At 47.1% G+C, this 26,286-nt stretch carries 18 protein-coding genes; 11 read left to right on the forward strand and 7 right to left on the reverse strand.

The genetic code is table 11. The annotated features are described in order from the left end of the window. Positions 1–37 precede the first annotated feature (37 nt). The 6 genes from DVG78_RS04895 to DVG78_RS04920 all read left to right on the forward strand — a co-directional run bounded on the left by DVG78_RS04895 (position 38) and on the right by DVG78_RS04920 (position 13,279). Positions 38–3,319 (forward strand): SusC/RagA family TonB-linked outer membrane protein, encoded by a 3,282-nt coding sequence (locus tag DVG78_RS04895; RefSeq protein WP_114459920.1) that lies wholly within the window; start codon positions 38–40, stop codon positions 3,317–3,319. 29 nt (positions 3,320–3,348) lie between these two features. After that, a complete protein-coding gene (locus DVG78_RS04900; protein WP_199563196.1) occupies positions 3,349–5,037 on the forward strand; it encodes a SusD/RagB family nutrient-binding outer membrane lipoprotein in 1,689 nt (562 codons plus the stop codon). Positions 5,038–5,384: 347 nt separating this feature from the next. Further along, a complete protein-coding gene (locus tag DVG78_RS04905) occupies positions 5,385–8,798 on the forward strand; it encodes a SusC/RagA family TonB-linked outer membrane protein (protein WP_114459922.1) in 3,414 nt (1,137 codons plus the stop codon). A gap of 22 nt (positions 8,799–8,820) precedes the next feature. Next, positions 8,821–10,458 (forward strand): SusD/RagB family nutrient-binding outer membrane lipoprotein, encoded by a 1,638-nt coding sequence (locus DVG78_RS04910; RefSeq protein ID WP_114459923.1) that lies wholly within the window; start codon positions 8,821–8,823, stop codon positions 10,456–10,458. Positions 10,459–10,544: 86 nt separating this feature from the next. Next, positions 10,545–11,789 (forward strand): hypothetical protein, encoded by a 1,245-nt coding sequence (locus DVG78_RS04915; protein WP_114459924.1) that lies wholly within the window; start codon positions 10,545–10,547, stop codon positions 11,787–11,789. A gap of 143 nt (positions 11,790–11,932) precedes the next feature. Beyond that, positions 11,933–13,279: a PhoPQ-activated pathogenicity-related family protein gene (locus tag DVG78_RS04920; protein WP_114460054.1), complete on the forward strand. Its 1,347-nt coding sequence runs from the start codon at positions 11,933–11,935 to the stop codon at positions 13,277–13,279. A 106-nt stretch (positions 13,280–13,385) separates the two neighbouring features. Here DVG78_RS04920 and DVG78_RS04925 read toward each other — a convergent pair whose 3' ends face one another. Continuing rightward, positions 13,386–14,087: a hypothetical protein gene (locus DVG78_RS04925; RefSeq protein ID WP_114459925.1), complete on the reverse strand. Its 702-nt coding sequence runs from the start codon at positions 14,085–14,087 to the stop codon at positions 13,386–13,388. A gap of 174 nt (positions 14,088–14,261) precedes the next feature. On the opposite strand from DVG78_RS04925, the gene DVG78_RS04930 reads away from it, so the two are divergent. The 5 genes from DVG78_RS04930 (at position 14,262) to DVG78_RS04950 (ending at position 20,439) form a co-directional block, all read left to right on the forward strand. Then, a complete protein-coding gene (locus DVG78_RS04930) occupies positions 14,262–15,119 on the forward strand; it encodes a glycerophosphodiester phosphodiesterase family protein (protein WP_199563197.1) in 858 nt (285 codons plus the stop codon). Between the two features lie 129 nt (positions 15,120–15,248). Beyond that, the gene (locus DVG78_RS04935; RefSeq protein WP_114067239.1) at positions 15,249–15,443 is read left to right on the forward strand and encodes a hypothetical protein; all 195 of its coding nucleotides are present in this window, start codon (positions 15,249–15,251) and stop codon (positions 15,441–15,443) included. A gap of 84 nt (positions 15,444–15,527) precedes the next feature. Continuing rightward, a complete protein-coding gene (locus DVG78_RS04940) occupies positions 15,528–17,168 on the forward strand; it encodes a glycerophosphodiester phosphodiesterase family protein (RefSeq protein ID WP_114459926.1) in 1,641 nt (546 codons plus the stop codon). Positions 17,169–17,259: 91 nt separating this feature from the next. Continuing rightward, positions 17,260–19,029, forward strand: coding sequence for a purple acid phosphatase family protein (locus DVG78_RS04945; RefSeq protein ID WP_114459927.1), 1,770 nt, complete (start codon positions 17,260–17,262; stop codon positions 19,027–19,029). A gap of 81 nt (positions 19,030–19,110) precedes the next feature. Then, positions 19,111–20,439 carry a DEAD/DEAH box helicase gene (locus tag DVG78_RS04950; RefSeq protein ID WP_114459928.1) on the forward strand — a complete coding sequence of 443 codons (1,329 nt, stop codon included), beginning with the start codon at positions 19,111–19,113 and terminating at the stop codon, positions 20,437–20,439. A gap of 368 nt (positions 20,440–20,807) precedes the next feature. Here the strand turns inward: DVG78_RS04950 and DVG78_RS04955 are convergent, their stop codons facing one another. From DVG78_RS04955 to DVG78_RS04980, 6 genes are all read right to left on the reverse strand, one after another. Then, positions 20,808–21,095: a hypothetical protein gene (locus tag DVG78_RS04955; RefSeq protein WP_114459929.1), complete on the reverse strand. Its 288-nt coding sequence runs from the start codon at positions 21,093–21,095 to the stop codon at positions 20,808–20,810. A 144-nt stretch (positions 21,096–21,239) separates the two neighbouring features. Next, positions 21,240–21,491 carry a hypothetical protein gene (locus DVG78_RS04960; RefSeq protein ID WP_114459930.1) on the reverse strand — a complete coding sequence of 84 codons (252 nt, stop codon included), beginning with the start codon at positions 21,489–21,491 and terminating at the stop codon, positions 21,240–21,242. A 232-nt stretch (positions 21,492–21,723) separates the two neighbouring features. After that, complete coding sequence (locus tag DVG78_RS04965) at positions 21,724–22,479, reverse strand: WGR domain-containing protein (protein WP_114459931.1); 756 nt, start codon at positions 22,477–22,479, stop codon at positions 21,724–21,726. Between the two features lie 175 nt (positions 22,480–22,654). Then, positions 22,655–24,040, reverse strand: coding sequence for a purple acid phosphatase family protein (locus DVG78_RS04970; RefSeq protein WP_114459932.1), 1,386 nt, complete (start codon positions 24,038–24,040; stop codon positions 22,655–22,657). Between the two features lie 195 nt (positions 24,041–24,235). Beyond that, positions 24,236–25,216 carry a Gfo/Idh/MocA family protein gene (locus DVG78_RS04975; protein WP_114459933.1) on the reverse strand — a complete coding sequence of 327 codons (981 nt, stop codon included), beginning with the start codon at positions 25,214–25,216 and terminating at the stop codon, positions 24,236–24,238. Between the two features lie 114 nt (positions 25,217–25,330). Continuing rightward, positions 25,331–26,155 (reverse strand): HpcH/HpaI aldolase family protein, encoded by an 825-nt coding sequence (locus tag DVG78_RS04980; protein WP_114459934.1) that lies wholly within the window; start codon positions 26,153–26,155, stop codon positions 25,331–25,333. Positions 26,156–26,286: the final 131 nt, after the last annotated feature.

A 26,286-nucleotide genomic window follows, 5' to 3' on the forward strand; every position in this document is an offset into this window, starting at 1 on the left:
ATGAGTACCATTTAATTCCTTAAACAATTGACAAAAGATGAACTGCAACTTTATTCTTAAACAAACGCTAAGGCGTTTGCTGCTTATGACAATGGTTGTGGGGACTTGTTTTGTGACGTCTTGGGCGCAGGTCCGGACTATCACTGGCAAAATCACCACCAGCGAAGACGGTACCGGAATGCCCGGCGTCAACATCGTTCTGAAAGGTTCGCAAAAAGGAACTAGCAGTAATGCAACCGGAAATTACTCTATCGAAGTAAACGGGGCAAATCCTGTGCTCGTGTTTTCGTTTGTGGGTTATGATGCTGCTGAAGTGGCAGTAGGCAACCGCAATGTAGTGGATGTCTCATTGACCCCCGGCACCGAAAACCTCAACGAAGTTGTGGTAACGGCGTTAGGTATCAAGCGAGAAAAACGCGCATTGGGTTATTCGGTGGGCGAGGTGTCGGGAAAAGACATCGTTAATGTACCCCAAGAAAACGTGCTGAATGCGCTCTCTGGACGCGTAGCGGGGGTAACCATCAACCAAACCAGTGGCGTAGGCTCCTCGGTAAGTATCATTATTCGTGGTGCTAAGTCATTGAGCAACGACAATCAGCCGTTGTTTGTGATTGACGGAGTACCGGTTGCCAACAACCTGAACAACCTTCGTTCTATGGGCGACCGTAACAACGTGGATTATGGTAACGCCATTTCTGACATTAACCCCGACGATGTAGAAAGTGTTTCGGTGTTGAAAGGCCCTAGCGCCGCCGCCCTTTACGGCTCTCGTGCTGGTAACGGGGTGATTTTGATTACCACTAAATCTGGTAAAAAAGGCAAAGGCCTCGGCGTATCGTTTTCGACGAGCAACGTGTTTGAAACGCCTTACCGCTACCTTGACTTGCACTACAAATACGGCAACGGCGACCGCAATGCTCGTTTGGATGAAACTTCAGCCTACTGGGGTGGCCCTGAACTGGACAAAGGCCTGACCGCCGTTCAGTGGAACAGCCCATTGGATGCCAACGGCAATAAAGTGCCAACGGAGTTGAAGTCGTACAAAGACAACATGAAGAACTTCCTGCAAACGGGAATCACTTCTACCAACAACATCGCGATTTCGGGTTCAAATGATAAGACTACCTACCGGGTATCGTACAACATGATGACCAACAAAGGTCTCATTCCTAACTCGGATTTGAATCGTCATTCGTTGTCAGCCGCCGCTACTTACGACATCACCAACAAAGTTAAATTGACGACCAATTTGAACTTTGTACGCTCGCAGTCTGACAACCGCCCTTCTACCGCCAACCGTGGTGCCAACCCGTTGGAAGCCGTTTATCAGTGGTCGCACGTTGACATTAGACAATTGAAAGATTACTGGTTACCAGGCAACGAGCAAATCAAGCAGCTTTCGCCAACCAACGGTGACAACCCTTATTTCTTGGCGTATGGTATCAACAATGCCTTCAACCGTGACCGTATCTACGGAAACATGAAATTAGATTACTCGATTACGTCAAACCTGTCGGCTTTTGCGCGTATTTCACACGATATGTTTGTGGAAGACCGCGAAACCAGCATTCCTTGGAGCTACAGCCGTGGTCGCAACGGTGGCTATTATAAGCAGGGAATCGGTCGTAAAGAAACCAACGCTGACTTCCTTTTGACGTACAAAAAGAACATCAAGTCGTTTGATTTGAGCGTGTCGGGTGGTGGTAACTACATGGTTCAGAATTACAATGAAGATTATATGGGCGGCAGTATCCTGACCGTACCAGGGCTTTATAGAATCTCCAACATTCCGTTGGCATCGTTGCAAGTAAGCAACGGCACCAACCAAAAAGCCATCTACAGCTTGTACGGAATGGCTTCTTTGGGCTACAAAAATATGCTCTATTTGGACTTGACCGCCCGCAACGACTGGTCGAGCACGCTCCCTGCCGAAAACCGCTCGTATTTCTACCCATCGGCTTCAATGAGCTGGTTGGCAAACTACACGTTCAACTTGCCTAAGTCAATTTCATTGCTGAAATTCAGAGCTGGTTGGGCGCAGGTGGGTAACGACGCCAGCCCGTACCAATTGGTGCCTACACTGGGCACAGGTTCATGGGGAAGTTTGATTACTACGGGTGTTCCAAGCACACTTTTAAACTCACAGCTGAAGCCTGAAATCGCCACTTCTACCGAGTTTGGAGTTGACTTAGGGTTCTTCGAAAACCGTCTGCGTTTTGAAGGTACTTACTACTACGTAGAGAATAAAAACCAGATTTTGGGTATCACCACCCCGTCTTCTTCGGGTTTTGGTAGCAAGCTAATCAACGCAGGTTTGTTGGCCAGCAAAGGTTGGGAAATCAACTTGGGCGGTAGCCCGATTCGCGACAAGAACGGCTGGAATCTTGACCTTAACGTGAACTTTACCCGCAACCGTACGGTCATTAAAGAGTTGACCGACGGAATGGATTTCTATCAACTTTGGGATGACAACAACGGGGGCGCGTTTACGTTCGTAGGTGAAGAAATCGGAAATATCTACAGCCGTGGTTATGCTACCGTCAAAGATGCTTCTTCTCCTTACTACCGTTGGCCAATTTTGAATAACAACGGAGAGTGGATTGCGGTAAACGACCGTACTGCCCGCGAAAAAGTAGGTAACTTCAACCCACGTTTTATCATGGGTATGCAAGCCACGCTTTCATACAAGCGTTTCTCGTTGGCGGCCAGCTTTGATACCCGTATCGGCGGTAACTTCCAATCGTATACTTATCGCTACGGAGAGTCTGACTGGAAATCTCAACGCCAATTGGATCAGTTGATTCCCGGCGGTTTGTATTCAGAGGCTGAATTGGTAGCCCTTTTGAAATCAGATCCTGAGAAATACATCATTCCTGAAAACGGTAACTTCCCACGCGTGGGTGGTCACACCAAAGCAACGGGCGGTATGGGCGCTGACGGTGATGGCGGATTTATTCCCGGTGTAATTCTTCAGTCTGACGGCACATACAAAGAGCATTTGGGCGGTGCAGGTACCAACATTTATCCCATCACTGATACCTACCCTTGGAGCTTTAACAAGCAAATCACGTTTGATGCTTCGTTCATCAAGCTGAGAGAATTGTCGTTCTCATACAACATTCCAAACATCGGCGCTTTCCGCAACGCCAGCATCTCGGTATTCACCAGAAACATCATGGTGTGGACGGCTTCTAAAATTGGAATTGACCCCGAAAGAGCGTTCCAAGCCGATGGCGGTCGCTTCCGTCAGGGAATCGAATTGCAAAACGTGATGCCTTGGACCATTCCGGTCGGATTTAAATTAAACTTCAATTTGTAACCAATAACATTTAAATCACTACGATCAACATGTTAAAGAAAATATCAAAATCGGTTTTGGTTCTCGTAGTCATGCTGGTAGCTTCGTGTAGCGACCGCCTGTCTGAAATCAACGAGAACCCCAACGGGATTGACCCAGCTACTGCCAATCCCAACTTAATGATGCCCGAAGTAATGAACAACGCCGCCCGGTCTTATCTGGAACTTGGCTACGGTGATGTGGCAGGGGTAGCCCAACATATCCAGCACGACGGTTGGTTCAGCGGGATTAACCACTACGATTGGGGCCCGCAAGACTGGAGCGGCTGGTACAATATGTTGCGCAACAACGAATTTTTGTACAAGCGTTCGACCGAACTCAACTACAAATTTCACCAGGGTGTGGCCTTGACCATGCGTTCGTTCATCTTTGGTGTAATCACTGATTTGTGGGGAGATGCCCCTTATACCTCTGCGGTAAAAGGCGACCAGTCAAATGAGTTTTTGAAGCCCGCATTTGATAGCCAAGAGGTGATTTACAAAGGAATCATCGCCGACTTGAAAACGGCTTCGGCACTTTTTGCGACCAAAGATGCCACAGGCTATACCGCAGGCTACGATATTTTCTACGCAGGAAATCCAACGTCATGGCAGAAATTTGCCAACACGCTTTTGTTGCGGTATTACATGCGGGTTTCTGACAAAATGCCCGCTGAAGCCAAAGCTGGTATTGAAGCCATCTACGCGTCGGGAGTTTATATAAAAACACCCGCCGAAGATGCCGTCATGAACTACATCGGAGCTACTTCTGGCAACTCATGGCCCGGTGCAGTGGCTTTCGATCAGGAGCAGTCCAACTTCAGACGCAAAAAACCCGCTCAAACCTTGCTTAACAGCTTGATGACCAACAGCGACCCTCGCCTCAAAGTATGGTTTGCCCCAGTATATGTACGTTGGGTAGCGGATCCAACCCTTGCTACGCCTGTTGATGAGTTTATCAGAAAAGACGGCGTGATTATGCAAGGAACCCGTTATTTGACAGATGTTGTATTTAATGCTGAAGTGAAGAAAGGCATTAAGTTTACGCGTCATTACAATCCTAAATTATACACTGGGACTTTGGACACCAACGAATACGTAGGCGTGCCACCGGGCTTGAGACAACCTGATTATTATAACAATAACCCAACGCCGGGCCAAACTGTCCAAAACCAACACGTTTCTCAGTTGGCGGATGCTTATCGCGGAAGCAGCGGTGGATTGTTGAAAGCGCGTTTGGCTTCATCGGCTGAGACGGCCTTCATTTTGGCCGAAGCCGCACAAAAAGGATGGGCCGTAGGAACCGCCGCTACACACTACAACGCAGGGGTGAAAAACTCCCTCGAAACATGGGGTGTGGGTGCTCAATACGATGCTTATATCGCTAAGCCGGGTGTAGCCTACAACAATACGTTGGAGCGCATCATGGAGCAAAAATGGATTGCCAGCTGGACTGCTGCTACCGAAGCATGGTTTGATTATCGCAGAACAGGCCTTCCAGCATTCAAAGCGGGTCAGGCGTCGGCTGAGCCAGTACTGCCCGTCCGGTTCAACTACGGCGACAATGAAGTAAACTTCAACCGCACCAATGCCGATGCGGCTATCAATAAACTTGAGACTACAAAACACTCAGGTTTGAGAGGAAAAAATAGCCAATGGTCAAAACCTTGGATAGTACAAGGAACCAATAAACCTTGGTAGACAAAGAAGCAGATTAGTTAAAAATGTACAATTGGTAGTATGCTGAGAGGCGGGGGAAAATTCCTCCGCCTTTCGTTTTTTTTAGGATGTTTTTGAGAAAGGTTTTGGTATAAGGTTTTTCCGTTATTGGGGTTTCTCTTTCAAGGGTTTGGTGGTAATTTTTTGATAATCAATGTGTTAATTTAGGATCTTTTTTGTAAAAAATTTAACAAGATTACCGTAATATTATAATATTTTTAAATTATCGTTAAATAGTACATTTTTTCGAAATAATTCTTCATGCAGAGTAGTCTGTTTAATTGGTTTGTGGGTATTGGAGTATAGAACTTCTTTAACCGATAATAACCATGATTATTAGCTCTACTTTTCTACAACGTACGTTGAGGTGTTTGCTTAGTTTAACGGTGGTTGCAGGGTTATGCTTTTCTACGGCGATGGCGCAAAGCCGAACTGTAACTGGCAAAATCACATCCAGTGAAGACGGTACCGGTATGCCCGGGGTAAATATTATTGTGAAGGGAACCCAAAAAGGAACCAGTACCAACGGTGCAGGCACGTACTCGATTGAGGTGTCGGGTAACAATCCAGTCCTGATTTTTTCCTTTGTAGGCTTTACCGCTCAGGAGGTAGCCATTGGAGCCAGAAGTATCGTGGATGTTTCATTGACACCCAGTGCCGAAAACCTCAGAGAGGTGGTCGTAACGGCCTTGGGCATCAAGCGGGAAGAAAAATCGCTGGGATATTCGGTGGGTAAAATTGACAGCAAAGAACTGAACCGGGTAGCGCAAGAAAACGTCTTGAATGCAATGGCTGGCAAGGTGGCTGGGGTTACGGTAAGTTCTACGGGCGGCACTGGGTCGTCGGTTAGTATGATTATTCGGGGGGCTACTTCATTGGGTAGCGACAATCAGCCGCTGTTTGTCGTTGACGGGGTGCCGCTGGCCAATACCCTCAACAATATAAGTCAGGTAGGAAATGACAACCGCGCTGATTTTGGTAACTCCATTTCCAGCCTAAATCCCGACGATATTGAGAGCGTTTCGATTTTGAAAGGACCCAGTGCAGCTGCCCTTTACGGCTCGCGTGCGGGGCACGGTGTGGTGTTGATTACGACAAAAAACGGGTCTAAAGCCAAAAAAATGACCGTTTCCATTACGTCAAATACTGTTTTTGATAAACCGTTTAAGTTCTTGAAATGGCAAACTCAGTTTGGCCCCGGCCAATTTTCGGCCATTCCACCCTCAATAAGCGGAACTCCGCTGAGCAACCCCTTTGGGGGGCTTATTCAGGAAAACGTGGGGGCTACCTACGGCGCGGCATTGGATAAAGGCTACGAAGAAGTGCAGTGGAACAGCCCGCTCGACGCGAGTGGAAAACCGATTAAAATGCCGTTGGTTTCGCATCCTAACAACGTCCGAAATTTTGTACAGACTGGTATTACTACTACCAACGGCGTGTCGGTGGCCAACAGTAACGATAATTATAGCTATCGTTTATCGTATTCAAACATGCAGAACCGGGGCATCATCCCCAACTCTGATTTGTTCAGAAACACCATCAACTTGAACACGTCGGTGAAGGTGAATGAAAAACTCAGAATCAGTACGAATCTTGACCTGAGCCGTTCCAATTCCAACAATCGGCCCGCTGGTAACCGTGGAACCAACCCCCTGCAATGGGCGTACGCCGTTTCGCCCCACACCGACATCAAAGACCTCGAAAACTATTGGTTGCCGGGTCAGGAAGGACTTCAGCAACGCTCGCAGTTCAAAGGAATTTACAATAACCCCTACTTCTTGGCTAACGAAGTTAACAACAGCTTTACCCGCGACCGGGTATTTGGAAACATCCGGGCTGACTGGCAAATCTCGCCATCTTTTAGCTTGATGGGGCGTTATGCCGTTGATACGTATAATGAAAACCGTGAATTGAAAATAGCCAACAGCTACACCAACGACCCGCGTGGTGCTTATGGCCTCATCAATATTGCCAATTTGGAAACCAACGCCGACTTTTTGGCGACCTACAAAAAAGACATCAAAGACTTCAGCCTGTCGCTTTCGGCGGGTGGAAACTCCCGTTATCAGCGGGGCTCAAACGTCACCAACGCCACCAAGGGAGGCACTGGCTTGATTGTACCGGGGGTGTTTAACATTCAAAACATAGCACCCGCCAACTTAGATTATAACAGCAGCCGTTTCCAACGTGCCATGTACAGCGTGTACGGATTGGCCAATTTTGGGTACAAAGACATGATTTTTCTGGACGTAACGGCCCGTAACGATTGGTCGAGTACGTTGCCTGCCGCCAACCGCTCGTATTTCTATCCTTCGGCTTCGTTGAGCTTATTGGTGAACGAAATGTTGCCTTTGACGAGTCAAATCAGCATGTTGAAATTAAGAACAGGTTTTGCGCAGGTAGGAAATGACGCCAATCCGTATCAGTTGCTAGGTTCGTTGGGCAACGCGGGTACGTGGGACGGGATTCCGCGTTTGTCAACGCCGGGAACGCTCCTGATTGCTGATTTAAAGCCTGAAATCGTGACCTCGTACGAAAGTGGGATTGACTTAAACTTGTTCAAAAACCGTCTGCGCTTCTCGGGTACGTATTATATGGTTGAAAACCGTAACCAAATCCTGAGCACTAAGTTGCCGCCTTCGTCGGGTTATTCATCCAAAAACATCAACGCTGGTTTGCTGGTCAGCAAAGGCTTTGAGTTGAGCCTCGGCGGAACCATCGTGGACAAAAATAACTGGAGATGGGATTTGACCACCAACTGGACGCGCAACCGCACCACCATCAAATCGCTTTCGGATGATTTGCCCTACTATACCTTGTGGCAAGATGCCAAAGGAGGGGCGTGGACGTACGTGGGCGAACAAATCGGAGATATTTATGACGCCAAAATCGTGACGGTCGAAAACAAAGAATCGCCGTATTTTGGGTATCCAATTCTGGACCAAACGGGTAAGTGGCAGTCGATTGACGCCATTAATACCAAAAACAAAATCGGTAACTTCAACCCTAAATTTATCATGGGGTTGCAAACGTCGATTTCGTACAAAGGCTTTAGCTTGAGCATGTCGTTTGACTGGAGAAATGGCGGAGATTTTGTTTCTCAAACCTACCGCTATGGCGAAGAAAACGGACAGTCGCAGTTGTTTTTGGACAAACTCATCAATCCTAACGGTTTGACGGGTCAAGCATTGCGTGATTATTTGGTGGCAAATCAGGATGAACTCATTCGGATTAACGGAAATTATTTCCCGCTGGTGGGTGGCCCAACGCCTGATTACGGCGGCTATCCGTTCAAATACGGTCCATACACCTTGCCGCACGGTGGGGTGTTCATTCCGGGTGTGATTGCCACGGGCTACGATGCCAACGGAAACCCCACTGGTTTCAAAGAAAACCTCGGTGGAGCGGGCACCACCATCCTGCCATTTGCGGGCAGCACGGCTTGGTCGTTTACCCGGGCATTTTTGTACGATGCTTCTTTCTTGAAACTGAGAGAAATTACACTGGGCTACGACCTACCCCAAAACTGGCTGCGGAAAGTGGGCGTTCAGAGTGCCAACTTCTCGGTTTACAGTCGTAATATTATCCTGTGGACGGCCGCTAAAATCAACATTGACCCCGAAAATGCATTCCAGCCAGAAGCGGGGATTCAGGGTGGTAGCCAATTCAAACAAGGGATTGAACGCTACAACGTCAACCCTTGGGTGATTCCGGTCGGATTCAAATTAGGCTTAACTTTTTAAGAAAACATAAACGGATAAAGTGATGAAATTCAACACACTCAAATTTACCTGCTTCGCGGTTTTGTTTTCCTGTACGGTGTTTTCCTGCAAAGACTTAACCGAACTGAACATCAACCCCAACGGAGTAGACCCCGACAACGCCAACCCAAATTTGGTGCTGTCGACGGTATTGACCGAAACGGGAAAGGCATTCGTCAACTTAGGGTATCAAGACATCGCTGGCGTCATGCAGCACACCCAAAAAGACGGCTGGAGCGGTGGCCACAATGACTATGATTGGGGCGGCAGCCAGAGTTGGGCAGGGTATTATGACATCTTGCGCAACAACCAATACGTGTACGACCGTGGCGTAGCCATCAAGTCTGAGTTGCACCAAGGCATTGCTTTGGTCGTAAAATCCATGATGTTTGGGTTAATCACCGATCTTTGGGGCGATGCTCCCTACTCTGCAGCGTTGAAAGGCGCTGTGGGTGGTGGTGAAAATACATTCCCTGCCTATGACTCACAGGAAGCCATTTATACGGGTATTTTAGCCGATTTGGACAAAGCCAATACGTTGCTTTCCAAAAATGCAACGGAATACACCGCTACCGTCGGCACCGCCGATGTGTATTATCAGGGTGCTCCCGCCAAATGGCGGAAATTGGCCAATTCGCTCGCATTGCGTTATTACATGCGTATCTCTGCCAAAAAACCAGATGTAGCCAAGGCGGGTATTGAAAAAATCGTGTCCAATGCCACGCAATATCCCATTATTACGGCCATCGCCGATGATGCCGCCATGCCTTTTGCGGGCAACAGCAATGATGATTCGTGGCCAGCCAACGCCATTTATGATGCCAGCGAAAGTAATTATCGCCGGATTAAAATGGCCGCTACTTTTGTGGACAGACTGCTGGTGCTGAAAGATCCGCGTTTGGGTATTTGGGCCAATAAGGTTAAAATTCAAATCGTTGTTGACCCTGCTCTTCCAAAAGGAACGGATAAAATAGAAGGTAATAAACGCTTTCTGGCGCCCGACAAAGTGGCGGGCAAAGAATACAATACCAACGAATACGTGGGACTGCCAACGGCGATGTTGGGCGGGCCAACCTATAACCTTAGCCCCACGGCTGAGCAGGGAGCCAACAATCCGCACGTATCGTGGTTGAGTGATATTTATCGTCAGGCCAAAGGGCCGTTGCTTAAATCACGCCTGATGTCGGCGGCGGAAGTGCGCTTTATTTTGGCCGAAGCCGCCTTGAAAGGATGGGCAGCTGGCGATGCCAAAACCCACTACGAAGCAGGCATAAAAGCCTCGTTGGATACCTGGGGTGTAGGCAGTAGCTACGCGGCCTACATCGCGGGAGCGGATGCTAAATTTGACGGTACGTTGAAGCAAATCATTGAGCAAAAATGGATTGCGAGCTGGACGGCCGCGCAGGAAGCGTGGTTTGACTACCGCCGCACGGGTTTTCCTGAACTGAAAACGGGTAATCAATCAAAGCGCAGTGTGTTGCCGGTGCGTTTTTATTACATGCTTGACGAACGTAATTTGAATAAAACAAATGCCGAATCGGCCATGAGTAAATTGGAAACAACGCCTTACTCAACCGTTGACGGCAAAAACAGTCCTTGGTCCAAACCGTGGGTCATCCAGGGTACGGGCAAACCGTGGTAATTTTTTGGGTTAGTTGAACAAAAAAGTGGTGGAGCATATCCACCCTTTTTTTGCCCTTTACACAAATAAAAATAGAAAGTATTCGCATGAGAAAAATTGGTTATTTACTGCTCCTTTTATTGTATTATAATGCTGGTGCGCAGGAGTTTAAAGCTGCCGCAGCATTGCGTGTCATTACTCCTAATCCACTCTTGCCCGTATCGGGTGGCATCGGGACGCCCAAACCAGCGACCGAGAAAAAAGGTGATTTGTTTGCCCGGGTGTTGGTGCTTGAAAAAGGCAGCACCCGCGTGGCCATTGTGAGTGTAGATAATCTGGGCTGGTCGTCTATTTTGGGCAACCGTTCAAGGGCGTTAATCAAAGGCATTCCTCCCGAAAATGTTCTGATTGGCTGTACACATACCCACAGTGGGCCAGATGCGTACGGATTTCCTGACCAAACGGGTAAAACTTCGGCCGACTTGAATTATTTGGAAGACTGCGTAAAAAAAATCGCCGAGGCGGTCAATGAAGCCGTTGCCAAATTGGAGCCAGCTACGCTGAAAGTAGCCGTGGGAGAAGCCAAGGGAAAGATTGCCTACAATTATTACGCCGCCGATTTGTACGACCCTCGCTGTGGCGTTATCCAGGCGATTTCTAAGTCAGGAAAACCCATTGCCACCTTGGTCAATTACGCCATTCACCCCGAAGTACTAGGCGCGGGGCGGGGTATTTTAAGCCCCGACTTGTGTGGACCATTATACGACCGCATTGAGTCTAAAGGCGGTGGTATGGCCATTTTTGTCAATGGTGCGCAGGGGGGCATGGTCACGGCCGATACCCGCCGCGAGGCCAACACCGAAGCCAATACGTGGGAAGAATGTATCCGTATCGGAGAGCTGCTCGGCGACGAAGCCCTGAGGATTGTCAGTACCGCGCCAACGGTATCAAATCCGTCGGTGTATTGCACGGTACGAACCATCGAGTTTCCCGTTGACTCCGACATGATGAAGTACATTCTCAAAAATTCGCCCCTCAAACACCCCAACGCCAAACCCGATGCCGTGAGTACGCAGGTAAATCTGCTGAACATCGGGCCGGCGCAGATTTTGACCATTCCGGGAGAGGCGTTGCCCAACATCGGTTTTTATCTCAAACGACACATGAATACCAAATTGCCGTTTTTGTTTGGACTCACCAACGACGCGTTTGGGTATATGCTCACCAAAGTAGATTTTAACAGTTTCAAACGTTACGATTATATAAGTCGCACCAGCCTCGGCGAAATGACGGGTGAAATTTACATCGAACAGGCGCTCAAGTTGGTCAAAGAAAGCCCGAAGCCTGAATAAAAAACCGTTAATTGTTAACCATTGTATGTCACGCAGGTGGGTCGGGTTGCGCACAACCCGACGTGTGTTATGTAAACCAAACCCCAATGTATGCTCAAGCCCTTAACACGTTAATCAAGCAATTCCCTCAAATGAAAACAGAAATGAACAAATCCCTTTTTAGTTTAGTACTTAGTCTTTGCATTGGCATTTCTCAACTCTATGCACAGCAGGCCATTACCCCCGAAACAGCCCTGAAAAGTTACGTCAACAATGGCGATAAAACCTTTTCGTGGGAGTTGAAAGACTCGTTTACAGAAGGAGGCGTAACGGGTTATAATTTATTGCTTACGTCCCAGACATGGCGGGGAATTGCGTGGCGGCATCAACTCACCGTTATGGTTCCCAAAGAAAACCTGCACGATGGCGCAATGCTTTTCATCACGGGTGGGTCCAACAAACAAGAACAACCCAATTGGAGCAAAAGTGACAAACTGTGGCCTTCGCTGATGGGAATCGCGGCCAAAAACAAAGCCATTGTGGTCTTGCTGAAACAAGCGCCCAATCAGCCTTTATACGGCAATCTGACCGAAGATGCCCTGATTTCGTACACCTTGCATAACTTCAAAAAAGACGGAGATTATTCGTGGCCGTTGTTGTTTCCGATGGTGAAAAGCGCCGTAAAAGCGATGGATGCCGTGCAAGAGTTCTCAAAACAAACCCTCAAACACGATGTTAGTAACTTTGTGGTAACGGGCGCTTCCAAACGTGGCTGGACTACGTGGCTCTCGGCTGCCATTGATGACAAACGGGTGAAAGCCATCGGTCCGATGGTGATTGACATGCTCAATATGCCCGCTACGCTCGACTATCAGTTGAAATCCTACGGCGCATACAGCGAGCAAATCGAAGATTATGTAAAACTGGAAATCCCACAAACGGCCAATACGCCCCAAGGCAACGCCATTACGACCATGATTGACCCCTACTCGTACCGTGCAAAATTGACCGTTCCGAAGTTGATTTTTATCGGAACCAATGACGAGTACTGGACCGTTGATGCCATCAAACATTACTACGACCAGATTCCAGGCAAAAATATGATTCACTACGTGCCCAACGCGGGCCACGACTTAGGCGGAGGAAAACAGGCCTTGGAAGCATTGAGTGCATTTTTTGGAACGACCATCAACGACCGCAATTATCCTACGCCTACGTGGAAAGTAAGCCCTAAGAAAAAAGGAGCGCAAGTTTCTATCAAAACCGACCGCAACGATTTGGTAGACGCCGTTGTGTGGACCGCTACTTCGTCGGATAAAGATTTCAGGAATGAAAAGTGGACGAGCCATAGTTTGGGCGTTGCCAATACCTCAAAAATAAAGTTGCAGGAAGCCTACGCCGGCAGCGGTTACAAAGCGTTTTACGTGGATTTAAAATACAAAGATGCCAACGGCGGTACCTACACCGTCAGTACCCGCATGTTTTTGACCGATTCAAAAGGTATATTGTAACAAACAGCGTAACCCCATTGTTGCACAAACCCCGGCTCAATGGTCGGGGTTTGCGTTTGTAAAGATGGCCCGAAGGGGTTGCTCAAAAATTACTTTTGGCTCCTTTCTAAATATACACTTCCTTGTAAATGGGGGTCGTGAGGGGCTTGAAGGTACGGAGTTTGAGGAGCGGTTTTTTGCCAATGTTGAAGCTTCGTTTCTTGTCAGGCGTATTTTTCTTGTTTTCTTCTTCCAAAAACGCCCCGCTCGTGTGCTCGGCAGCTCCCGTTGAGAGATTAAAATCGTAGGTGTTGAATTGATTGGTGTTCATGGAAGAAAATGTAGCCGTAGCACCAATCAAAAACCAGTCGTTGTTCTGAAAACGCCAGCGGTAGTCATAGCCCCAACGGTCGGCGCTTCCGCCGTAAAACTGCACCAATAGCGTACCCCTTTCGATGGTCAATCCCGCCAGCGGGTCGCCCATCACGCCTCCTTCATTGGAAAGCAAGATGGACTCGTTGCTTTGAACGGATAAGGCATAGCTACCGTTGGCCTGTCGCAGAGCAATCAACAGAATACGAGGCTTTTGTGGGTAATCTTCTTCTTTGAGATTGGGAACCTCTTTGTCGGCTTCCACTACGGCGGCGATGTCAGGCGCGTTGTCTTTGTTGAGATCGCCTTCGGCTTTTTCCACAATGTGCCAGCCTTTGGGCACAAACGATTCTATTTTTGAGCCAGTTGGGGGTAAAACTGGGTATTTGTAACGGTTTTGGGCGGAAGTTAGGTGTACAGCGAAGAGTAAAATAATGAACAGAAAAAGGCGAGTCATTGGAGCTAAAATTAAGTGCGTAATGTATTGATGGTCAAAATTAATGAACAGGTTTGGATTCTTAATCAATCGTTTTTTTTACGGTACGCCGCCAGACAATTATCAAAATAACCTGCGCTCAAATTAGTCTTTTTACACAAGCCAGCGGTATTATCTGATAAATAAGTAACCCTCATGAATCACAGAATTATTGTTGCCTTTGTAGGTGCGGCCCTTTTTATGGGCACGGCTGCCACCATGACGGCGCGGCGCGCCAAAGAAATCAAAAAAGACTTCCTAACGACCACTTCCAATACCGTGTTGGTGGCATCGCACCGCGCCGTCCATCATGTTTACCCCGAAAACTCCATCCCCGCCGTCAAGGAAGCGATACGACTGGGCATTGACATCATCGAAATTGACGTCAAAGTAACCTCCGACGGTGTGCCCGTGTTGATGCATGATGGTAAGATTGACCGCACCACCAACGGCAAAGGAAACCCCGAAACCATGACCTTGGCGCAGTTGCAAACCTATAATTTGGTGGTAAAAGGCGCAAAAACCGAAGAGAAAATTCCCACGCTTGAGGAGGTACTACGTTTGGCAAAAGGACGTGTTTTGGTGGATTTGGATTTGAAAACCGACAAATTAGGCCCCATCATTGAAGTGGTAAAGAAGACCAAAACCGAAGATATTGTCTTTTATTTCGACAGTGACTACAACGCCCTCCATTTTGTGGACAAGGTCGATAAAAAATACATGCTTATGCCCCGGGCGCATTCGCAAGCCATGGCTGATTCGGCCATTACGCTCTTCAAACCCGAAGTAGTACACATTGATTTTTCGTTTTATACGCCCGAAGTGGTCAGCCTTATCAAGAAGCGCGGAGCACGCGTGTGGATTAATGCGTTGGGGCCCATAGATATATTGCTGCGGACCGAAAAGCGTGACGAAGCACTCGACAAATTGTTGAAACACGGGGCCAACGTTATTCAAACAGATGAGCCTGAATTGTTGTTAAAGCTATTGAAAGAGAAAGGTTTACATATTTGAAGGAAGGTTGTTTATTCATAAACGACGTTTTTGTCCAATCAAATAATTGAAAACTTAAATTTAACACATTTTGAGTAGCCTTTTATGATTGGAACAAAGTATATAGACATATAACAAGCCAAAAAAATAATGGAAACCAACCGTCCTGACTATTTGATTGGTAGGCTGATGCGCAACGAGATTTCACAAGTTGAACTCGAAGAATTTTTGGCTGGTATTGGGGAAAATGAAATGTCGCCCGCTTATTCGGAAGTGTTGGAGCGTTACTTCATGCAATTGCTTTCCGAGAACGAACACGCAAAAAGCGTGCAACAAGAAAAGTAGATTTTTCCGACTGTATCCCCCCCTTTTTTAACGTAATAAACCTCTTCTATAAGCGCTGGGCGTATCTCGCGACAGGATAGTTATATGACAAAACACCTCTCTAAGTTTCTGCTGTTTTTAATAATAGCAACGGCATTCTTCGGAAGTTATGCCCAAATTCCGCTGCCAGTTTCTAAGCATAAGTTTGTGGTCATTGCCCACCGTGGCAACCACGTGAATGTGCCAGAAAACTCCCTTGCCGCTTACGAAGAAGCCATTAAAAGCGGGGCAGATTATGTAGAAGTTGATATTCGGACGAGCAAAGACGGGGTGTTGGTCATTCATCATGACGGAACCCTTGACCGTATGACTACCACAACGGGTGAGGTCAAAGCCAAGACATTTGCCGAACTGAGCCAACTTCAGCTCAAAAGCCCCAAGGCGGAGGATGCCACCGTTTACCGAATTCCGACTTTTCGGGAAGTGTTGAAGTTGTGCAAAAATCGGATTAATATTTACCTAGATTTTAAAGACGCCAATGTGGCCGAAACCTGGAAACAAATTCAGGAGGAGGGCATGGAAAAGCAGATTGTGGTGTATCTCAACAAAGTGCCCTACTACAAACAATGGCGCAGCATAGCCCCGCAGATGCCCCTGATGACCAGCTTGTTGGATGATGTCAAGAACCCCCAACAGCTGAAATTCTTTTTGGGACAGGTAAAAGTAGAGGTGCTGGATAACATCGCCGAGCAAGCAATGGTGCAAACCGCGCAGGAAGAAGGTGTGGCCGTTTGGCTCGATGTTCAAAGCTCTTCTGAAGGCAAAGATGCGTGGGATTCGGCGCTGAGCAAGGGAGTGCAGGGTGTCCAAACCGACCATCCCGAAGCGTTGGTCAGTTACCTAAAAACCAATAATTGGCGCGATGGAGTGGCCAAAAATGCGGTCATTGTTCCCAAAAAACCCGCGTATCAATCCCTGTTGGACGTGCCCTACGCGCAAGGGGAAGGCAAAGAAAATATGCTGGACGCCTACATCCCCGAAAATCATACGCCCGATACCAAAGTGCTGGTCTACATCCACGGCGGCTCGTGGAGTCGGGGGGATAAAAGCGAATTTCCGAAACAACTCATTGATGAATTGGTGGGTGTAAAAAAGTACATCGTGGTTTCGATGAATTATCGTTTGGTCAAAGACGGAAAAAATCTGTTTCCTGCCCAAATCGAAGACGTTAAAAAAGCCATTGCCTTTCTGTCGGCTCAATCCAAAAGATACCGTTTCAACGGCAACGAATTTGCCCTCATGGGCGGCAGCGCGGGGGCGCATTTGGCCCTGCTCTATGCCTACGCCCATGACCCCAACAAACAAGTAAAAACCGTATTGAACCTCTGGGGGCCTACCGACCTGACCGACAAATCTGTGCGGGCCGATGGCACTGATGCCAACAATACCGTTATTCGGTTTTTGGGCGAGGCCGACCCTAAAGCACAAATTTGTGTAGATGCCAGCCCGCTGCTGCACCTGACCAAAGAAAGCGGCGTGCCCACCATTTCATTTCACGGGGTAGAAGACCCTTTGGTCCACGTAAGTCAGGCCGAAAATCTACACAAAAAACTCCAATCATTAGGAATCCTGACCCAACTGGAATTGTACCCCAACGAAAAGCACGGCATGAGCGCCTCGGCGGCGGTCGATGTTTTTGGAAAAATGGTACAGTGGCTCGAAAAACAATATCCTGTTATTAGATAAACATAATATACTCAAACTCCCACCAAGCCGCAGAGGTGCAAAGTAGTTGATGTACTTAAATGCTTTGCTCTTTGGCACGAATCAATCCACCATGAAACTTTTTGCTTTTTTTACATCCATTTTTCTGAGTGTTTTTTTGATTTTTGGTACCGCTGCCACTACCGATTCCACGGTTCATAAAGTGATGGACAATGTGGTCACGCGGTTGTATCAAAAACTGACACCTGCCCAACTTGATACTATTTCTGAAGCCTACATTCTGCCTTTTTTAACGAATGAAGAAAAACAAACCCTCGCTACTCGTTACTGGACTTTTGACGTAAATGTGCCCGTGGTCGTATCTCTCATGCGCGACCAAGCGCAGAAAGTGCCGCCGTTTTGGTTGGTAAAAAGTGGGTTTAAAAAAACAAACATGCAGGTAAAAAATGAAGAATATGCCTACGAAGTCTGGCAAAAAAAGTTTCCGAAGGGTAAAGTTGCGCTGGGCATCAACGGATTTGACAAGCATCGCCCCGTGTATTTTGTGGGCGTAGGAACGCAGAAAAAAAGCGATAAACTGACTATCTCAAACGTTTTTCCCGCCAACCAACACATCGAAGAATTTAAAGTTGGAGCCTTTACATACCATGATTGGGATGAGCTCACGCTCACGGAAGTGCCACCGGCATTGCAGGGGCAGCAATTGTTGACCACCATTCGCGGACGCGCCCGGGAAGCCCATTTAGTGAAAGCCTTCCGGCAGACCGACCATCCTGCCGTTAACAAACCTGATCAGTTGCTGCTTTCGTGGAGCGCCGACCCTTCTACCACCATTGATGTGCAGTGGCGTACGCAGGCGGCGGTGAAAACAGGAAAAGTACAGTACTGGAAAAAAAACTCGACCGATATGCTGACCGCCAAAGCATTGCCGTTTCAGATGGAAGACCGCCTGCTACGCAACGATCGTTATATTCAGCGTTTTACGGCCAAACTAACCCAACTTACGCCTGCTACTGCGTATGCGTATCGGGTGGGTTCTCTGAGTACGGGTTGGTCAGAAGTGGCTGATTTTAGGACCGAAGCGGCCCAGCCAGAGGCGTTTTCGTTTGTGTGGTTTGGCGATACGCACAAATCGCCCGATTGGGGGCGAATGGCGCGTCAAACGCTCGAACGTCACCCCGAAATTTCCTTTTATTCGGTCATCGGCGACTTAGTCAGTACGGGCCTTGACCGCAATGAGTGGGATGAGTTTTTTCATCATTCAGGAAAGGTTTTTAGCCAAAAACCCTTCATGCCCATTCCTGGCAACCATGACAGCCAAGACGGGCTAGGCGCGGCAATGTACCAAAACCTGTTCAGCTTGCCCACCAACGGCCCCGATAAAGTGCCTTCTGAACGGACCTACGCTTTCAATTACCAAAATGCCTTGTTTATCATGCTCGATGGCACGTCGCCCATCAATGCGCAAACGGCTTGGATTGAAAAGCAGCTTTCGCAAAGCAAGGCAAAATGGAAGTTTGTGATGCTGCACTTCCCGCCCTATAATTTTGAAGAAGATTATGCGCAAATCCGCAAAGAATGGGGCGTGTTGTTTGACCGTTACCACGTTGATATGGTCATGAGTGGGCATGTACATTACTACATGCGCAGCAAACCCATGTTCGCCGAAAAACCCGTGGATTCTCCCGCTAAAGGCACGATTTATACCATTTCTATCAGTATTCCGAGCCAACACAAAAACTGGCCTGAAGAGCCCTACGCAGCGGCACGTTTTCAGAGCGGGCCCGTGTACCAGCACATCCGAATTGATAACAACAAATTGACCCTGCACTGTTTGGACGAGTACGGAAAAGTGAAGGATGAATTTACGATTGTGAAATAAAAAGGACACCCTGATTTAAGCTCGTTCATGTAAAATTCGCTGAATCCCTGTACCTTTAGTCTTTATTTTAACGAATTAGGTATGACTTTCGACGAATTAAATCTCAATAAACCACTGCTCAATGCCATCAATGACCTAGGTTTTACGACGCCTACGGCCATTCAGCAAAAGGTATTTTCGGTGGTGATGTCGGGGCAAGACGTGTACGGGATTGCACAAACAGGCACGGGAAAAACCTTGGCGTATCTGTTGCCTTGCCTTCGGCAATTTCAGTTTTCAAAAGAAAAAAATCCGCAGGTAGTTATTTTGGTGCCCACGCGAGAGCTGGTGGTGCAGGTGGTGGAATCGGTCAAGAAATTGACTCCTTACATGAGTGTAGTTACGGTGGGAGTGTACGGAGGCGTGAACATGAAGCCACAAGTGGCGGAGGTCTCGCAGGGCGTGGATGTGCTGGTAGCTACGCCTGGGCGTTTGGTTGATATGCTGTCGAGTGGGGTAATCAAGCCCAAAGCCGTGAAAAAACTGGTGCTGGATGAAGCCGACGAAATGCTCAATCTGGGCTTCCGGGCGCAGTTGAAACTCATCTTGGATACCTTGCCAGAAAAACGTCAAAACCTCTTGTTTTCGGCCACCATCACCGACGAAGTGGAGCAGTTGATGCAGGAATATTTTCACCATCCCGTCAAAGTGGAGGCCACCCCAGCAGGTACGCCGTTGGAGAATATCTACCAAATGGCTTACCAAGTGCCCAATTTCTACACCAAAGTAAATCTGCTAGAACTGCTTCTTGGCCACGACCCCGACATGGTCAAAGTGCTGGTTTTTGCGGCAACCAAAACCTTGGCTAATCAATTGTTTGAACAACTAGAAAAGCAATTTGGCGATACGGTCAGCGTGATTCACTCCAATAAAGCCCAAATGCAGCGTTTTGAGGCCGTTAATCGCTTTCAGAGTGGCGCTTGTCGCGTGCTCATTGCCACCGACGTCATTGCGCGCGGATTGGATGTCTCGGAAGTATCGCACGTTATCAATTTTGATTTACCCGAACTTCCCGAAACCTACATTCACCGCATTGGGCGTACGGGCCGGGTGGATAAAAAAGGCATCGCCATCAGTTTTATCATGGAAAAAGAGAAGGAGCAGCAGGAGGCCATTGAAGCCCTGATGAAGCAGCCGATTCCGATGCGTCCGTTGCCTAAATTACTCGAAATTTCGGACGAACTGACCCCCGAAGAAAGAGACACGGGTTATACGAAAATCATCAGCGTAAAAATTGTCAAAAGTGATACATTTGGTGGGGCTTTTCACGAAAAAACCGAAAAGAACCAAAAGGTAAACGTTCGCCGCAATCACGCCAAAGAAATGATGAAAAAGTACGGTAAGCCGATTCGGAAAACCCGAAAATCATAATAAAGCCGTTTAAACTTTAGAAAAAAATCCCAAGTAAGTGCGAATTTGAACGATCCGCCACAAGGTATTTTTATCAAACAGTTGGAGTGGGTTTTCCTAAGGGGTGTTGAGATTTTTTACTCAATGCTCAGATTCAGGTCCCACTCTAAATTTTTACCAAAGCTTGGAAAATTACCAGCATATAAACCTAAAGGGCGAAGCGGCTCAAAATAACTCTTTTATTCAATCGTCTAGGAACTAGCATAGCCTTATAACCTATTGAATAACAGGATTTAGAAACGATAAATAGCTCGTAGGATACAAACTGAGGGAAGACATTCAGTATTTGGAAAGGTAGTCAGTAGCTTTTAGTATATGAATTCAGCGTGTTACTCTAAGTTTCTTTTTTTGATTTCGTCATTGATTGATTTTTGCTGAGACGTTATAACCCCGTTGCCGACAATAAAAAACAGAATAAATGGGATCAATGGCTTGTAATAAAAAGTGCCTTTTCCGCCGGTGGCAGCGTCTTTGCCAACGGAATATCCAAACATCACGCACAGTACCAATAATGCGACAATGCCAGTGGCTACGATAAAAGTATGGGTACTTTTCAGTAATTTTTTTCGCTTGAGTAACTCATTGTCGGTGAGAGAGGCTACTTTTTCAGGTTTCATTTATTTTAGTATGTGTCAAAAGTGGGGATTATTTGATTACTGATTGTAAAACAAAAAACATTAAATACCCTTTATTCACTTCGGAACACACTGAATCAAGGGATATTCAAAAAAGCTGTCAAACTATTTCAGCAGTATAGAGATTTAATTATTCTGTTCCCTCCTTTTAATTTCTTTGTCTAAAGCTTGGATGCTAATGAACATAGGTAAAAATGCTCCAATAGCCCCAAGTGTCGCAAGTTGGGCCCAGTTTTTAGTTGTGATTGCTACATAAACGATAACAATGACAGCTACGGTCATAAGACCCGTAAAAACAGCTACTATTTTTTGGTATTTAGCTTTTGTAGCTTTGAGTTCTTCAAGGCTCTTGTTTTCGAATGGGTTGTTTTTTTTCATTTGGATGAAATTATTGATGATAAGGGGTCTAACGGTTTTTTGGTTGAATAACAGGAGAAAGCATAGTTAGTAGCTTTTGGCGCACTCACCGTGTTGCAAACACTTTGAGTATTTTTAGTTCGCAGTCTCCCTACGGAAGACTACGCACAACTTGGGGGAGATTGCGCAGAAATTGGGGCCTTGGGTATACCCTGGGCAATGATGCTCATGCAGAAGCTTGAAAAGTACTGATTCATTTTAAACTTTCTATGATGCTCAATAACTTCTTTAATTGAATAATTCTGGTTTCTCTATAGTCTTCTCTAAAATGAGAGAGACAAACAGGCATTAGCTGTCTCTTTAGCGCTATTTCAGTCAAATAGAGGGTGTCTGTATCTATTTTTCCTTTCAGCACAAGTTGGCTAAAGGCAGTTGAAATGATTGTAGTATCTATATGTATCGGAATTTGGATTGGGTCTTTACTCAGAATTTCATGAATCCTTGATTGTTCTATCTCCTCTAAATTCAATTTAGTAAAATCTTTTCCGTACCATTCTGTCAACAAATTACTCATGAATTCAATACTTTTACCTCTTGGATTTTCTTGAGACCAATCTCTGTAATTCCAAAAAGTATCATTACCGTCATCACTTCCAAATGGTCCTGTTTCTTCGATACAACTCCAAATGAACGTTTCATTTAATAACTTCTTGGCTAATGGATGAGCCTTTATTTCATTTTGCTCCTCAAATTCTTGAATTTCAGCCAAAACAGTTGCTTCAAGAAACCTGCTTGAAGTTGCTTTTTCAATATATCCCTTCTTGGTCTTGTCGTTGATTAGTTTCTGAATTTCTTTTTGACAAGCATTTTTAGATTCAAACTCTTCTAATTTAAATCTACCAATGGTATCTATCTTGCCCCAGAAAGTACGAAATCCATTATTCCAAAATTGAATTTCCCAAAATTTGTTTGATTCAGCGTCTTGTTTGATAAAATACCTTTCTGTCATTTCAATCCATATTCAATTTAATATATTCGCGACACGTGCCCAATTCAGATGAAAAGCTCGTCCTTGGCCAAAACTCCGTACAAAACTACCAATTTGACGAGTTTACGAAAGTAAAAAACGAAAAAGGCAAAAGCAATCGGGCTGCCCCAATTGCTTTTGCCTTCAACAAAAAACCTTATTTCTTCCCCTCTTTCCGGGCTTTGTATTCCTTAAATCGGTTTTCGTATTCCTTGATTTGCTCGGGCGTGAATCGGTTGAGGTAGCTTTCGGGCAGGGCCAAGCGCTCGGGTGCCAACGTAGGCGCTTTGTCGATGAGCGTATTGCGGCCGTTGGCACTTTTGGTCAAATCAAACACATCATACAGCTCTCCCGTCACGGTGTACGACTTATACGAAAGCTTGTTGCCATCTACCGTAATAAGCTGGTACAATTGCGTGTTGGAACCCGCCCGGTCCATCCAATCTTGCAAGCCAATGGTGTACATTTTAGGCCCGCTGACCGATACCACATAAATAGGCCCATCGGGGAATTTGCGTGTTTTGCCCAACGGCATGTTCAGACCACGTCCGTAGGTGTGGTCATGCCCCTGCAATACCAAATCGACGTTGTATTTTTTGTAAATAGGCTCCATTTTCAGGCGCCATTCGTCGTTATTGCGTCCGTTGGCGGTTGAATAAATGGGGTGGTGATGCACCGCAACGGTCCATTTGTTGGGGTTGTTGCTCAATACGCCCACGAGCCATTCGGCTTGCGCATCCATTACGGTCGAGTCCAATAATGCGCCTTGCGAGTCCAAAGAAATAAAACGAACGCCTTGGTAGTCAATATAGTATGCCGTTTCCTTGAGTTTGTCGGGGCCATTTTCGGGCAGCACAAACGACGGCCGCCAGTGCATCGATACGCGACGAGCGCCTGCATCATCTTTAAAATATTCGTGGTTGCCGGGCGTAGCCAGCGTAGGCACCATGCCCGTAATCCAGCCGCCCGCCTCAAACCACTCACCCCACTGCCAGTCGGCGTTGGAGTTATTGATTAAATCGCCCGCGTGAAGCATAAACTGCACCGAGGGAAAGGCCGAATACGCCCCGCGAATGGCCCGCGACCACAGCGAACGAAGGTCGTTTTGGGCATCGCCAAAGTAGAGGAACGAAAACGGGGCAGGTTGGTCTTTGGCGGTTTTGAAATGAAACCATTCGCTCCATTCGTCACCCGCACCTACGCGGTAGCTGTATTTGGTGTCGGGTTTGAGGTCTTTGAAGTGGACCGAATGGTATAAAATCTGTTTACCTTCAATGAGTACTTTTTCGGTAACGGCTGGAACGATGGTTGCTTTTTTGACAAAATCAGGGCTCGCATCGGCTTCATGAATGGCCCCAACCGCTCCCACCACCGATGAGTCGGTGCGCCAATTGACGGATTGAGAAGTGGCGGGGTTGCCTTGCCAGCCCAAAATAAGGCGGTCGGGAAAACGCGTAGGCGTGTAAGGCTTATGGGTTTGGGCCTTGCCGACAAAAGCAATCAGCCCGCAGGCAAGCATAAAACTAAGAGAAAGACTTTTCATAGGGGTTGGTTATTAGAAACGTGATGGGCCGAAATTGTACGGGTTTAAAAACCAAACTTACTTCATAGGCCGCTGATTTTATAATTTCGTTTATTATCAAATGCTTAATTCACAAATCGGGTGCTTTTGGACGAAAAAATGCGCAGTAAGGCCCCAACTTGGGGTGACCCCAGTACCCTTGCAATGAATGGTGGGTTAGGGGTGCGTAATTTGGTCCATGATGGCATTGGCACGGGCGCCCGTTTCGCCCGTGCTTGGGCATGGGCCTTTACCGCGCAATTGCTGCACAATGGTCTCAATCAAAGGTTGTTGGACGTGTTCAGGATAAGGAATCAAGTACTCGTCGGTGCCATCGGCAGTTTCTACTTTGATGGTAAACCGTTCAAAAAAAGAAAACGTAATTTTCCCTTTAGAACCGATGAGTTGAGATTCGTCGAGGCGTTGCTCTGGGTTGAGCGTATAGCACCAGCTTCCTGTGCCCAACACCCCCGATTCAAACTCAAAATTGGCAACAGTGATGTCGTCGGCTTCGTATAACCCCGCCTGATTTCGAGAAATACCCTGCGCTGATTTAACGGGGCCGAGCACGTATTCCAGAAAATCAAACTGATGAGACGCTAAGTCATGAAAGTGACCACCGCCCGAAATAGCGGGGTCTACACGCCAGCGCGGACGCGCGCCTTTGCCAATTTCTTCGGCGTAGGGATTATAATGGATTTGCACCGTTACCAACCGAATATCACCGATAACTTTTTGGTCGATGAGTTCTTTGAGTTTTACAAAATAAGGCAACGTACGACGGTAATATGCCACAAAAAGCGGCACGCCCGTTTCGCGACTGACCTGATTCATGGCTTCGCATTCGGCGGCGTTGCGCGCCATGGGTTTTTCCACATATACGGCTTTGCCTGCCTTCATGGCTCGGGTGGCGTAGTCAAGGTGCACGTCGGGCGGCGTGGCGATGTAGATGGCGTTGACCTCAGGGTCGTTGATTAAGTCATCAACGTTGGTGTACCACTTAGGTACGCCGTGGCGTTGTGCGTAATCAGCGGCTTTTTCGGCGCTACGGCCCATGACGGCCACCAACGACGAGTGAGGTATTTTGCTGAACGCCGGGCCGCTCTTCTTTTCGGTTACGTTTCCGCAGCCAATCATCCCCCATTTGATTTGTTCCATGTTTGTCTAATGCTCAATTTGTAGAAACTGCTTATTTTTAATTACATGTCTATAAAGGCCAAAAAAAGGGAAGATTACCAGTTCGGACAATTGTTTTTATGCATTTACAAATTCCTAGACCGTCAGGGAGGTGGCAGTATCTGCGTTTGGGCTATCTCCTGCGGCCTGTTTGATGATACTCAAATCATGTTGTAAGCGTTGGCTGAAAAGCGCCACGTCAAAGCTGTGTACCACCATGTTGGCTCCTTCTTTCATCCATTTGATTTGGCGCTCGGGCTCCAGCGAAAAGTGAATACCAATCGAAAGCCCTTTGGCGCGGGTTTGATGAATAATATTCCGGACGGCCGCTTCAAAGTCGGGGTGGTCGTACTGCTCAGGCAGGCCCAAACTCACCGACAAATCGTGCGGACCGATAAACACCGCATCCAATCCAGGTACCGACAAAAGGGCGTCGAGCCGCTCCAGCGCGGGTACGCTTTCGATGTTGGCAATGCAAAGATTGGCGGCGTTGTGGTTGGAGATGTATTGTTTTAATTCAGGCGTCATTTCTTCGGCACTCGTCAGGTAATGCTGTAATTTTTCTCCCTTAAGTGGTCGCAATTTAACGGCCCCTACCAACTCCTGAATTTGGGTCGTTGATTCCAAATAAGGCGCTACCACGCCCAATGCTCCGCCGTCGATTACCTGACAAGCCAAAAAAGGATTGGGCTCAGGAATCCGCACGATGGGCGTAATGCCCAGTGCCCTGAAGATTTGACACATTTTGGCCAATTCGGCGCGGTCGAGTGGGATGTGCTCGGTGTCAATAAACACAAAATCAACGCCAGTACGCTTGATGGCGGCGGGCCACATGGGTGCGGTAGACGTAATGCACGTTCCGTACACATTTTGACCATTTTTTAATTTTTGGAGTAGCGTGGGAGTAATTGAGGTGCTCATGAGTCTTCCTGAATTGGATAGAAACAGTACTTGCCTTTGGACGAATGAGGCTATTTATTGTGTGCAGTATTTTAAGTTATAAATAGTCTTAATCGAATAAAAAAAGGTATTAATGATTGCGTGACTGAAAA

The sequence above is a fragment of the Runella aurantiaca genome (genome assembly GCF_003339505.1).
Lineage (GTDB): Bacteria > Bacteroidota > Bacteroidia > Cytophagales > Spirosomataceae > Runella > Runella aurantiaca.